This window comes from Acetobacter fallax (genome assembly GCF_011516735.1).
Taxonomy (GTDB): domain Bacteria; phylum Pseudomonadota; class Alphaproteobacteria; order Acetobacterales; family Acetobacteraceae; genus Acetobacter; species Acetobacter fallax.
In genome coordinates this window covers 26659-38769 of record NZ_WOSX01000013.1, presented here as the reverse complement: position 1 = coordinate 38769, position 12111 = coordinate 26659, and the positions used below count along the sequence as shown (strand labels likewise).

General features: G+C 61.1%; 10 protein-coding genes. 9 read left to right on the top strand and 1 reads right to left on the bottom strand.

The features are described 5' to 3' along the window. Positions 1-3 precede the first annotated feature (3 nt). Complete coding sequence (locus GOB85_RS08605; protein ID WP_173577154.1) at positions 4-1482, bottom strand: aldehyde dehydrogenase family protein; 1479 nt, start codon at positions 1480-1482, stop codon at positions 4-6. A 238-nt stretch (positions 1483-1720) separates the two neighbouring features. On the opposite strand from GOB85_RS08605, the gene GOB85_RS08600 reads away from it, so the two are divergent. The 9 genes from GOB85_RS08600 to GOB85_RS08560 all read left to right on the top strand — a co-directional run bounded on the left by GOB85_RS08600 (position 1721) and on the right by GOB85_RS08560 (position 12094). Next, a complete protein-coding gene (locus tag GOB85_RS08600; protein WP_173577155.1) occupies positions 1721-3100 on the top strand; it encodes an aminotransferase class III-fold pyridoxal phosphate-dependent enzyme in 1380 nt (459 codons plus the stop codon). Positions 3101-3171: 71 nt separating this feature from the next. Next, positions 3172-3471 (top strand): (2Fe-2S)-binding protein, encoded by a 300-nt coding sequence (locus GOB85_RS08595; RefSeq protein WP_146891284.1) that lies wholly within the window; start codon positions 3172-3174, stop codon positions 3469-3471. Next, the gene (locus tag GOB85_RS08590; RefSeq protein WP_173577156.1) at positions 3456-4841 is read left to right on the top strand and encodes an FAD/NAD(P)-dependent oxidoreductase; all 1386 of its coding nucleotides are present in this window, start codon (positions 3456-3458) and stop codon (positions 4839-4841) included. Before GOB85_RS08595 ends, GOB85_RS08590 begins: the two co-directional genes overlap by 16 nt. Then, the gene (locus tag GOB85_RS08585) at positions 4838-5992 is read left to right on the top strand and encodes an NAD(P)/FAD-dependent oxidoreductase (RefSeq protein WP_173577157.1); all 1155 of its coding nucleotides are present in this window, start codon (positions 4838-4840) and stop codon (positions 5990-5992) included. The genes GOB85_RS08590 and GOB85_RS08585 overlap by 4 nt, the downstream gene beginning before the upstream one ends. A gap of 186 nt (positions 5993-6178) precedes the next feature. Then, positions 6179-6847: a haloacid dehalogenase type II gene (locus GOB85_RS08580; protein ID WP_173577158.1), complete on the top strand. Its 669-nt coding sequence runs from the start codon at positions 6179-6181 to the stop codon at positions 6845-6847. Between the two features lie 99 nt (positions 6848-6946). Next, positions 6947-8497 carry an ABC transporter substrate-binding protein gene (locus GOB85_RS08575; RefSeq protein ID WP_242011384.1) on the top strand — a complete coding sequence of 517 codons (1551 nt, stop codon included), beginning with the start codon at positions 6947-6949 and terminating at the stop codon, positions 8495-8497. Beyond that, on the top strand, positions 8494-9456 hold the full coding sequence (locus tag GOB85_RS08570) for an ABC transporter permease (protein WP_242011383.1): 963 nt from the start codon (positions 8494-8496) through the stop codon (positions 9454-9456). Before GOB85_RS08575 ends, GOB85_RS08570 begins: the two co-directional genes overlap by 4 nt. After that, complete coding sequence (locus GOB85_RS08565) at positions 9453-10268, top strand: ABC transporter permease (protein ID WP_173577160.1); 816 nt, start codon at positions 9453-9455, stop codon at positions 10266-10268. Before GOB85_RS08570 ends, GOB85_RS08565 begins: the two co-directional genes overlap by 4 nt. Further along, complete coding sequence (locus tag GOB85_RS08560; RefSeq protein WP_173577161.1) at positions 10268-12094, top strand: ABC transporter ATP-binding protein; 1827 nt, start codon at positions 10268-10270, stop codon at positions 12092-12094. The genes GOB85_RS08565 and GOB85_RS08560 overlap by 1 nt, the downstream gene beginning before the upstream one ends. Positions 12095-12111: the final 17 nt, after the last annotated feature.

Genomic DNA, 12111 nt, shown 5'->3' with positions numbered 1-12111 from the left:
CGCTCAGCCTGCCGCCATCAGCACGCTTTTGAGGCGCAGGTTCGCTTCAAAAGCCTGACGACCAAGATCCTTGCCGATGCCCGATCCACCGTAGCCGCCTGTCGGGATGACGAAATCGGATGACCGTCCGTAGCGGTTGATCCAGACCGTTCCGGCTTTCAGCGTGCGGATTGCGCGCATCACCCGGCTCATGCTTGCTGTGTGGACGCCTGCTGCCAGCCCGTAGACGGGGTGCTGCGCCAGAGCGAAGGCTTCATCGTCCTCATCGAAGACGCGGACGGACAGGACGGGGCCGAAGATTTCTTCCTGCCAGGCGGGGCAGTCCGTATCGGAGACCGAGAGGATACCGGGCGAGAGGAAGACGCCACCGTTGCCGTTGTCCATCCGTGCGCAGGTGGCCAGGCTTTCCGCGCCTGCGGTCTGGCTGTCGGAAACGATTTTCAGGATGCGGTCCGCCTGGGGCGCTGAGATGATCGGGGACCAGGCGGCCTCACCGTTCCATGGCGCGAGCGCACGCGGACGGGCGCATCGTTCGATCAGGGCTTCCGTAAGCTGGTCGGCGACGGAGCGGTGCACGATCAGCCGGGAGCCGGTGACGCAGACCTGGCCGGCATTGCCGGTGAAGGCGCGGAAGATGCGGTCGGCCACGTCAGCTACGGAGGGGATGTCACCGAAGACGAGTTGCGGGCTTTTGCCGCCCAGTTCCAGCGTGACCGGTTTTGGTCCGCTCTCGGCGGCGGCTTTCATGACCGCAATGCCGGTGCGTGTTGAGCCTGTGAAGCTCAGCTTGCCAATGAGGGGGTGGCGGCAGAGTGGTTCTCCCGTGATCAGGCCGGTTCCCTGAACGACGTTGAACAGGCCGGCGGGGAGACCTGCCTCGCAGGCGAGTTCGGCCAGACGCACGACGGAAAACGGCGTCATCTCGGAGGGCTTCAGAACCGTTCCGTTGCCGGCGGCGAGGGACGGCACGACTTTCCAGCTTGCCATGACGAGCGGAAAATTCCACGGGGCGATCGCACCGGTGACGCCGTAGGGTTCACAGATCGTCATCCCCAGCAGATCTGAGGACGTTGCGGCGACCTCTCCGCCGGTTTTGTCACAACATTCGGCGAAGAATCTGATTCCTTCGGCAAGGAAGGGGATGTCCCAGGCGAGCGTCTCCGCGATCGGGCGTGTCGAGCAGACGGTTTCCAGCCGTGCCAGTTCCACTGTGTGCTGGTCGACCAGATCGGCCCAGCGACGCAGCACGCGCGCCCGTTCACGCGGCGCGCAGGTGCTCCAGCCGCTTTCCTGCTGCACTTTTGCCGCCAGCCGGACGGCCTCGTCGACCAGTCCTTCTCCGGCCTCGGGCAGGCTGGCGATGACTTCTCCGCTTCCCGGACTGATGACGGCAATATCTTCTGCGCCCGTGATCAGTCTGCCCCCCAGGAAATGTCCGGATGGGAGCTGTATTTCCGCCGGGCTGAAGCTGATATCCGTCACAACACATTCTCCTGCGGCTGGTCGGAAGCCAGTCTGTTTCTTGCGGGACCGTATCTTTTTCCCATTGCCCCGGTCAGCGCAAATGTAAAATGAGATGAAAAGCGATTTGACGCACCCTTTCGTTGTCACCGGGCAGAACGGCACAATCTGCTTTTGCGTCCGGCCTTTCCGGTGACATATTCTCCACGGTTCCGCTCATAGCTCAGAAACCAGACACCACAGCGGACTGCAGAGCGCCATGACCCCCGAGACTCTTGCCAGACTTGATCGCGCCCACCTTATTCACCCGGTTTCTTCATGGCGCGATCAGGAAGAACACGGCCCGCGCCTTCTCAGCTCCGGTCAGGGGGCGTGGCTGAAGGACATGCATGGCCATACGCTGCTCGACGGGTTTGCCGGTCTGTGGTGCGTGAATGTCGGCTATGGTCAGGACAGCGTGGTGAAAGCCGCCACGGAGCAGATGACGAAACTGCCCTACGCCACGGGCTATTTCGGCTTTGCGAGTGAGTCGGCCATCACGCTTGCGGCCCGTCTGGCCGAGGTGACGCCGGGCGATCTGAACCGGGTGTTCTTTTCTCAGGGCGGATCGGACGCCGTGGACAGCGCGCTCCGCTTCATCCGGTTTTATCAGCATGCGCGGGGCACTGCGGGCAAACGTCATGTGATCGGTCTGGCCCGCGGCTATCACGGCAGCACCTATACGGGGGCCGGTCTGACCGCTCTTGCCGCTTTCCACCGGGATGCCGACGTGCCGCTGGCCTGGCAGCACCACATTGAGAGTCCTGATCCGTATCGCCATCCGGCCGGACCGGACGGCGAGGCCATTATCACCGCGTCTGTTGCGTCCCTGCGGGCGAAGATTGCGGAACTGGGCGGGCCGGAGCACGTGGCTGCATTCTTCTGCGAGCCGGTTCAGGGCTCCGGCGGCATTGTCGTTCCCCCGCGTGGCTGGCTGACGGCCATGCGCGAGTCCTGCCGCGAGATGGACATTCTGTTTGTGACGGATGAGGTCATCACCGGCTTCGGGCGCACCGGTCCGCTTTTCGCCTGTGAGCATGAAGGCGTGGTGCCGGACATGATGACCGTCGCGAAAGGTCTGACCTCCGGTTATGCCCCGATGGGCGCCGTGTTCATGAGCGAGGCCGTTTACAGCACGATCCGGGACGCGGCGCCGCCGGGCGTTGCGATCGGTCATGGCCAGACCTACAGTGCGCATCCTGTCAGTGCCGCGATTGGTCTGGCTGTGCTGGATCTGTATCAGAACGGCGTTCTGGAAAACGGGGTCAAAGCCGGGGCGCATCTGGCGACGCGTCTTGCGGGGATGAAGGATCATCCGCTGGTTGGTGATGTTCGCTCGGCGGGGATGCTGGCAGGGATCGAGCTTGTCACCGACAAGAAGAACAAAACAAAGCCAGCGGCTTCCCTTGGTATTTCGAAGAAGATGGCGAAGGCTGGCTATGAGCAGGGCGTGCTGTTCCGGGCCTTTGGCGACGACATTATCGGGCTGGCGCCGCCTCTGACCTGTTCCGTGGAAGAAACAGATATTCTGTGCGATCGTATTGAGGGTGTTCTGAACACGCTGATGGACGACAAAGAGATTGTCGCTGCCATCGTCTGAATCGGAAACAACAGGGCGCGGCATGAAACGCATGACCGCGCCATCACGTAAGCGAGGAGATTCCGGCGTCCATGACAGGACTTTTCAGGCGTGTTGCTGAAACCGGGCGACCGGAGATTGCCATTACGGTGGACGGACATGCGGTGACGGCGCTGGAGGGAGACACGATTCTCACGGCTCTGCTCGTTGCCGGGGACCGACTGCGTTTCAACGAATTTGATAAAATGCCGCGGGCAGGCTTCTGTCTGATGGGAGCGTGTCAGGATTGTCGCGTGTGGACGGAGGACGGACATGAACTCCGCGCCTGTTCGACGTCTGTGACACCGGGTTTGCGCATCGTCACAAAGGAAGTTCCATGGACGCGCCCGTAATCGTCGTTATCGGTGCGGGTCCGGCCGGAACCCGTGCCGCGCAGACCCTGGCCTGCGCTGGTCTGCGGCCCGTCATTCTGGATGAAAATCAGCGCCAGGGCGGGCAGATTTACCGTCGTCAGCCTAAGAATTTCACGCGACCCGCCACGAAGCTCTATGGTGCATCGGCGGCGTCCGCGACGGCTCTGCACACTGACTTCGAGGCTCTGCGGTCATCAGTCGACTATCGGCCCGAAACGATGGCATGGGGCGTTTCGGGCGACATGCTTCTGACCGAGTGCCGGGGCCAGGCGGATGCTCTCCGCTTTGATGGTCTCATCATTGCGTCCGGCGCGACGGACCGGATCATGCCCTGCCCGGGCTGGACGTTGCCGGGTGTTTTTTCTCTCGGCGGCTCTCAGATTGCCCTGAAGGCGCAGGCCTGCGCAATTGGCCAGGCACCTGTGTTCATGGGGACCGGGCCGCTGCTGTATCTGGTGGCGTGGCAGTATTTGCAGGCTGGCGTGAAGCCCCGCGCGGTGCTCGATACATCGTCGCTGACGACGCGGCTGCGTGGTCTTGGCGGTCTGCGGAGACGACCTGCCGTTCTGGCGCAGGGGTTGCGCTACATGGCCGATCTGGCCCGGTCCGGCGTCACGCTTCGGTCCGGCATCCGGCCTGTGCGGGTTGAGGCGCGGCAGGACGGGGAAACGCTCTGTGCCGGGGCTGTGGTCTGGAAGGACGGCCGGGGTCGGACGCATCGGACGGAGTGCGATGCTGTTGGCATGGGATATGGGCTTCGTTCCGAAACTCAGCTTGCCGATCTGCTGAAATGTGACTTTGCGTTTGACGCGACATCGCGCCAGTGGCTGCCGGTCACGGACAGGGATGGCGCGACATCGCGGGCGGGCGTTTATCTGGCGGGTGACGGCGCGGGCATCCGGGGTGCTGATGCGGCTGAAAGTGCCGGGGCTCTGGCGGCGCTGCGCTGTTTGCAGGATATGGGCCGTCCGGTCATGGAGGGTGAGATGGCCCGGCTTCGGGCCGCGCTCAAACCGATGAACGCGTTCCGGCATGGTCTTGAGACTGGCTTCCCCTGGCCGTGGCGGCATGCGGCTGATCTGCCGGACGACACGGTTGTCTGTCGGTGCGAGAACGTGACGGCGGGGGATATCCGTCGCGCGGCGGGGCCGCTGGACAGCCCGGAAATCAATCGCGCCAAGGCGTTCGTCCGGGTTGGCATGGGCCGGTGTCAGGGTCGTATGTGCGGACTTGCCGGGGCGGAAATTCTTGCCGCGGCGAGAGGAATCACGATCGAAGAGGCCGGGCGCATCCGCAGTGCTGCTCCGGTCAAACCGCTGCCTGCGAAAATCCGGGGTGTCGTGACATGAGTCTTTCCACACAGATTGCAGGGCGTGCTGACGTCATCATCGCCGGAGGTGGCGTGATGGGTGCCGCGACGGCGTTCTTTGCGCGGCAGCTTGGTCTTTCCGTGATTCTGCTGGAGCGTGATCTTGTCGGCCAGTATGCCAGCGGGACCAATTTCGGGAATGTGCGGCGTCAGGGGCGATTTCTGCAACAGCTTCCGCTGTCCAATCGCTCCCGCGAGCTCTGGGGACGTCTGCCTGAACTGATCGGGGAAGATGTCGAGTTTGTTGCCGCCGGGCATGTCCGCGTTTCCTTTAAGGAAGAGGACAGTCAGCGGCTGGAAAAATATGCCGAGGATTGCAAGCCTTACGGGCTTGATCTGGAGATTTACAGCGGACGGCAGGCGGTTGACCGCTTTCCGATGCTGTCGCCGGATGTGCATCTGGCGTCTTTCTCGCCGCTCGACGGGCATGCCAATCCGCGTCTTGCCGCGCCTGCTTTTGCACGTGCGGCGCGGCGGGCCGGAGCGACGGTTCTGGAACGCACGGAAGTGCTGAATATCAGCAAGAATTCCGAGGATTTTGTTGTTGAAACCTCGGGGGGGCAGCGTTTCGTGGCCCCTCAGCTCCAGATTTCGGTTGGCGCCTGGGCCCGCAAGGTTGCGGCGGCTTTTGGTGAGGATCTGCCTCTGGTTCCCAAAGCGCCGCAAATGGCTGTGACGGAGCCGGTGCCTTACCGGATTCATCCGGTGATCGGCTACGCTTCCTGGGTGGAGGAAGAGGGTGTCTATCTCCGCCAGGTCGAGCGTGGAAACATCGTATTCGGCGGGGGGCGGCGCAGCACGGTCGATCTGGAGGCAAAACGAGCCAGGCTCGATCCGCTCAATACGTTGCGGCAGATGCCTCATATGGAGCGCCTTCTGCCTGATTTCGCCCGTCTGCGTATCATTCGCACATGGGCGGGCATTGAGAGCTACACGGATGACGATCTTCCGGTGATGGGCGCGAGCAGTCTTGTGCCTGGTCTCTTTTATGCTTTTGGCTTCTGCGGTGCCGGATTCCAGCTTGGACCGGGCGTGGGAGCGACGATGGCGGATCTGCTGGCGACGGGACAGACGGAAATACCACTGGCTCCGTTCAGCATTGCCCGCTTTGCATCGGCTGCGGTGGCATGAATGGGCCGGCGGGGTCAGAAGCATATTATGCTTCTGATTTTTCCTCAGGTTTTTCTAACAGTATTTTCTGCTGCCACTTTCTGGTCATTCAAAACTCTCTGCCATAAAAAACGAAAAAGAAGTGGCATCCGCTTTCCTCCGCATGTTGTCATATCGCAACATTAACCAGCACGGACAGGACAGATCATGACGACGTTCAGGCCGAAATACGTAACGTTTGACTGCTACGGCACCCTCACCCGCTTCCGCATGACGGATATGGCGCGGGAGCTTTATGCCGATGTTGTGCCGCCGGAAGGCATGGAGCAGTTCTGTAAGGATTTCGCGGCTTATCGCCTGGATGAGGTGCTTGGTCCGTGGCAGCCCTATCGCTACGTTCTGCTGAACGCTGTCGAACGTACCTGCAAAAAATGGGGCATTGCCTTCGATCCGGCGATCGCGAACAGATTTTATGAGGCGGTTCCGACCTGGGGGCCATGGGATGATGTGCCTGCCGGTCTGTCGAAAGTTGCGAAAGAGGTTCCTCTCGTCATCCTTTCGAATGCGTCCAACAGCCAGATCCATTCCAACGTGGCGAAACTTGGCGCGCCCGTTCATGCGGTTTTCACGGCTGAGGATGCACAGGCCTACAAGCCGCATATGCGTGCTTTTGAATACATGCTGGACCATCTTGGCTGCGGTCCGGAGGACATTCTGCATGTGTCGTCTTCGCTGCGTTATGACCTGATGACGGCGCACGATCTGGGTATCCGCAACAAGGTGTTCGTGGCGCGCGGGCATGAGCCCTCCACTCCTTATTACGGCTACACTGAAATCAGGGACATTGGCGGTCTGCCCGGCGTTATCGGGCTCTGATTCGCGACTGTCTCCGCGGGGCTGTTCCCGCGGAATCCTGCCTTTCCTGGTCCTGTCGTTTCCAATGATCGGAGTCCGCGCATGCTGAGCCGGCGAGACATGATGAAACACGGAGCTCTGCTGGCGGTAGCCGGTGGCGCTGCGCTGCGCTCATGTCCCGCGCGGGCGGTGCAGCCGGTGCGCGGCGGGCATGTCCGGGTAGCCTCCACCACGGGATCACTCAGCGACACGCTTGATCCCGCCCGTGAGTCTATGGTCACGGATTATATACGGAGCGCCATGTTTTACGATGGTCTCGTCATGCTTGACGAGGCCCTGGTGCCGCGACCGGCCCTTGCCGAGCGGATTGAAAGTGACGATTTCCGCACCTGGACGCTGCGTCTTCGCTCCGGTGTGCAGTTTCACGACGGGGCCACGCTGACATCGGCGGATGTCGTGTATTCGCTGCTCCGGCATCGTGATCCGCTGGTAGCCTCTCAGGTGCGTTTTCAGGCCGCGGCGATGCGTTCTGTCCGGACGGATGGTCCGCTTGGTGTTATCATTGAACTCTGCGAACCCAATATCTCGTTCCCGTCCGTTCTTGGCATGAGTAATTTCGCGATCATCCGCAACGGCACGAAAAATTTCGAGACAGCAAACGGGACCGGGCCATTCCGCTGCGCCGCGTTTCAGCCGGGGATCCGTTCTCTGGCTGTCCGCAATCCTGATTTCTGGAAGTCCGACGGCGCATGGGTCGACAGTCTTGAAGTGATTTCGATCAGCGACGACATGGCCCGCCACAATGCGCTTCTCTCCGGTGATGTGGACATCATCGCGGAAGTCAATCCACGTCTGGTCGCGTTGCTGCGGCAACGCGGCATGGGCGTGATGGAAAGCCCGACCGGAACCTACACAGATTTTGCCATGCGGCAGGATATCGGTCCGGGGAAAAATGCGGATTTCGTTCAGGCGATAAAGCATCTTTTCAATCGTGATCAGATAGCGGATTCCGTCTGGCTTGGCTTCTGCCGCCTGGGCAACGACCAGCCGCTTCCGCCTGAAGACCGTTATTACAATCATGATCTCCCGCAGACGACTTTCGATCCCGATCGTGCAAAATGGCTTCTGAATAAAAATGGTTTTCTGCATCAGGATCTGCCGCCGCTGATCTGCTCACCCGCAGCAAATGCGTCTGTCGATATCGCCGTTCTGCTCCAGAACGAGGCTTCCCGGATCGGCCTGAGGCTCGATGTCCGGCGGATGCCGGCGGATGGCTACTGGAGCCAGTCATGGATGCATTTTCCGCTGGGTTTCGGAAATCTCAACGCAAGCGTGTCCGCCGACATGACGTTTTCAGTCGCCTTTGCCTCCGCCGCTCCGTGGAATGAATCTCACTGGCGCAGCCCGCACTTCGATGAGCTTCTGACACTCAGCCGCCGCGAAGCCGATGAGGAAAAACGCAAGGCGATCTACTACGAGATGCAAACTCTGATTCATAACGAATCCGGACTCTGCATTCCAAACTTCATTACCAGTCTGGATGGCTACCATCAGAGAATAAAGGGCCTTCATCCGTATCTGGGCGGCCATCTGATGGGGAATAATTTCTCGCGCTTTATCTGGGTCGATGACGGGGCCGGCGCGCGCCCGGCTGAAAGCGCGCCGGCATGACCATGGACGCAGCCCTCATCCGCGCGATTCTCCGGATTATCGGTGCGTCTCTGGTGTCACTTATTTTCGTGACTGTCGCTGTATTTTTCATTACGGCGGTGCTGCCGGGGGATGTCGCGGACGCGCTGCTCGGGCAGGCCGCCACACCTGATGCGGTCGCGGCTCTGCGTCATTCCCTCAATCTTGATAAGCCTGTTCTGGTCCGGTTTGTTATCTGGGTGAATGGTCTTCTGCATGGCGATTTCGGTGTCTCCCTTGTCAGTCGCCGGCCGGTTCTGGCGATGGCGAGCGAGCGGCTGATCCACTCTCTTCTGCTTGCGGGCGTGACGGCGCTTTTTGCCGTTCCGGTGGCGCTGGTGCTTGGCACGACTGCGGCGATCTTTCGCAACACGCTGTTCGATCGTGCTGTCTCGCTTCTTACGCTCTGTGTTGTTTCCGTTCCTGAATTTCTTATTGCTACCCTTGCCGTTTTCATTTTCTCTGTTCAGCTTCATCTGCTGCCGGCCCTGGCCAGCATCAGCGACATTCACTCCATCGGCAGCTTTCTGGCTTCGTTTTCCATGCCGGTGACGACACTTGCCTGTGTGATCGTGGGGCAGATGTCGCGCATGACCCGCGCTGTCATGATCGACGCGCTCGGGTCCTCGTGGGTGGAAATGGCTGTTCTGAAGGGAGCGTCGCCGGCGCATATTATTCTGCGCCATGTGATCCCGAACGTCATCGCGCCGCTGTTCAACGTTATCGCGCTCAGCCTGTCCTATCTGCTCGGCGGTGTCGTGATCGTTGAGTCGGTGTTCCATTATCCGGGCATCGCCAGTCTGATGGTGGACTCGGTCGCTGCCCGCGACATCCCGCTGGTTCAGATCTGTGCGCTGATTTTCTGCGGGGCCTATCTCTTCCTCACGACCCTGGCTGATATTGTCGCCCTTCTGTCCTCACAGCGGAGGCATGCTGCATGACTGTAGCGTCTCTCGCCAGGTGGTGGGCCGCGATCCCACGTATTCCGGGCGCGCTGATCCTGTTCTGGCTTCTGCTGGCGGTGCTCGGCCCCCTGCTTGCGCCTTTTGCGCCAGGCGAGGTGGTGAGCCGGACGGTTTTCGCCCCGATCTCGGCGCATCATCTGCTGGGCACGGATTATCTGGGGCGTGACGTGCTCACCCGCCTTCTCTGCGGCACCAGCAGCACGGTGCTGCTGTGTGCCACGGCGACGCTTCTGGCCTGTACCGGGGGTGTTTTTCTCGGCACGATTGCCGCGCTGAAGCAGGGTGTGACCGACACGCTTCTGTCACGCTTCATGGATGGGGTGATCTCCATTCCGTCGCTCCTGAGTGCTCTGGTCGCCGTGGCGGCGTTTGGTTCGTCCGTTCCGGTGCTTGTGCTGGCGATGTCACTTATTTACATGCCCGGCTCCTATCGCACGAGCCGGATGCTGGCGCTCTCCATTGTCCGCCGCGACTTTGTTCTCGCGGCCCGGATGCGAGGTGAAAAAGCGGGCTATATTGTTCTGCGCGAGGTTCTGCCCAACATGATGGGGCCGGTCATGGCCGATGTCGGGCTGCGGTTCATCTATGCCGTGCGCCTGCTGAGCAATCTGAGCTTTCTGGGTGTCGGGCTTCAGCCGCCTCTGACCGATCTCGGTTCGCTGACGCGCGAGAATCTGCTGGGCCTCGTCTATGGCGCGCCTGCCGTTATTGCGCCTGCGTTGACAATTGCGGTGCTCACGGTGGGGCTGAATCTGGCGCTCGACAGCAACAGAGGGGAGCCGGACTGATGACGGCGCAGAGCGGCATCATACAGCCCCCTCCCCTGATTTCCGTCCGGAATCTCCGCCTTACGGGGCGGCGGGGCCGTGGTCCTGAGACGCCGATTGTCGATGATGTGAGCTTCGATGTCGCGGAGAAGGAAATGCTTGCGCTGATCGGGGAGTCAGGCTCTGGCAAGACCAGCATTGCTCTCGCCCTGACAGGCTATGCAAGGCGGGGCTGCCGCATCGCGGGCGGGAACATTCGTGTTGCCGGTTATGATGTCACGAACATGTCACCTGCTGAACTGCGGGCCTTTCGTGGCAAAACCATTGCTTATATCGCGCAAAACGCGGGGGCTGCCTTCAATCCGGCCCTTCCGCTGATGGATCAGGTGATCGAACCGGCGCTGCTTCATCATATCATGCCGCGCCGGGTTGCCATCGAACGGGCGATTTTCCTGTTTGAGCTGATGGCGCTCCCGTCGCCTGGCACAATCGGTACGCGCTATCCGCATGAACTTTCCGGTGGCCAGCTTCAGCGCCTTATGGCGGCGACGGCCCTCATTACCGGGCCGGAGATGGTGATTTTTGATGAACCGACCACGGCGCTTGATGTGACGACCCAGATTGAGGTGCTTGAGGCTTTTCGTACCGTCAGGCGCGAAGAAGGGTTCACCGGGGTGTATGTCACGCACGATCTTGCGGTGGTGGCGCAGATGGCTGACAGGGCGGTCGTGCTGAAGAACGGCGTTGTGCAGGAAGAAGGGACGACGGAGCAGATCCTGAGCGCGCCGCGTCATGCCTACACGCAGGCTCTTCTTGCCGCCAACACGCCGCAGATCAGAAATGACACGGCGCAGGTTACGGATTCCGGGAAAGCTGTTCCGGTTCTGGATGTCCGCGATCTGGTGGTCGGCTATGGCGGGGCAGGCCCTGACGGGCGTCCTCGCCATACCATTCTCAGCAATGTCAGTCTGCCTGTTCTGCCGGGTGAGACAATGGGCATCATTGGCGAGTCCGGCTGTGGCAAAAGCACGCTGATTCGCGCGATTGCGGGAATTCAGCCCTGGACGAGCGGCGGGATCACGTTTGAGGGGGAGGCGCTCGCGCCACGGATCGAGGCGCGGAGTGCCTCTCAGCGCCGGCACATTCAGCTTGTCGCTCAGAATGCGGACCTCGTTCTCAATCCCGCGATGTCTGTCGGCGACACGCTTCGCCGCGTTCTCACGTTCAACGGCGATGCCGCCACGGAGGCTGAGATCGGGCGTCTTCTTGACATGGTGCGGCTTCCGTCCGTGCTTGCTGATCGTTTCCCGCCGGAGCTTTCGGGGGGGCAGAAGCAGCGCGTCAATCTGGCGCGCGCGCTTGCGGCGCGTCCGCGACTGGTGCTGTGTGACGAGATCACTGCCGCGCTCGACACGGTTGTTGCGGCGGCTATCCTCGACCTGATGATGGAGCTGAAGCGTGAACTGGGTATTGCGTGGCTGTTTGTGACGCATGATCTGCATGCGCTTCGTTCGGTCTGCGATCGCGTTGCTGTGCTTTATGCCGGACATCGCGTGGAGTTCACGCCGGTTTCAGCACTGGAGGCTCCGCCGCATCATCCCTATACCCGTCGCCTGGAGAACTCCGTTCCGGAGATGCGCGCGGACTGGCTGAGTGAGGTCATCGACCGGCGTGGCCAGACTAGTGATACCGTGTCTGCTCTATCTTCTTCCCCCGGGAAAGGCTGCTGCTATGCCGCCCGCTGTCCGGTCAGAATTGCTGTCTGCGAGGTTTCAGTGCCACCTGTCTGGCGCAGCCCCGCAGGCGCTCTGATCAGTTGTCATCTCGCGACGCAGGACCTGTCCTGATTCACTGTTTCCGGAGA

Coding starts and splice junctions, on each gene's coding strand:
- GOB85_RS08600 (WP_173577155.1), top strand. CDS start 1,721: ATGACCCCCGAGACTCTTGCCAGACTTGATCGCGCCCACCTTATTCAC.
- GOB85_RS08595 (WP_146891284.1), top strand. CDS start 3,172: ATGACAGGACTTTTCAGGCGTGTTGCTGAAACCGGGCGACCGGAGATT.
- GOB85_RS08590 (WP_173577156.1), top strand. CDS start 3,456: ATGGACGCGCCCGTAATCGTCGTTATCGGTGCGGGTCCGGCCGGAACC.
- GOB85_RS08585 (WP_173577157.1), top strand. CDS start 4,838: ATGAGTCTTTCCACACAGATTGCAGGGCGTGCTGACGTCATCATCGCC.
- GOB85_RS08580 (WP_173577158.1), top strand. CDS start 6,179: ATGACGACGTTCAGGCCGAAATACGTAACGTTTGACTGCTACGGCACC.
- GOB85_RS08575 (WP_242011384.1), top strand. CDS start 6,947: ATGATGAAACACGGAGCTCTGCTGGCGGTAGCCGGTGGCGCTGCGCTG.
- GOB85_RS08570 (WP_242011383.1), top strand. CDS start 8,494: ATGACCATGGACGCAGCCCTCATCCGCGCGATTCTCCGGATTATCGGT.
- GOB85_RS08565 (WP_173577160.1), top strand. CDS start 9,453: ATGACTGTAGCGTCTCTCGCCAGGTGGTGGGCCGCGATCCCACGTATT.
- GOB85_RS08560 (WP_173577161.1), top strand. CDS start 10,268: ATGACGGCGCAGAGCGGCATCATACAGCCCCCTCCCCTGATTTCCGTC.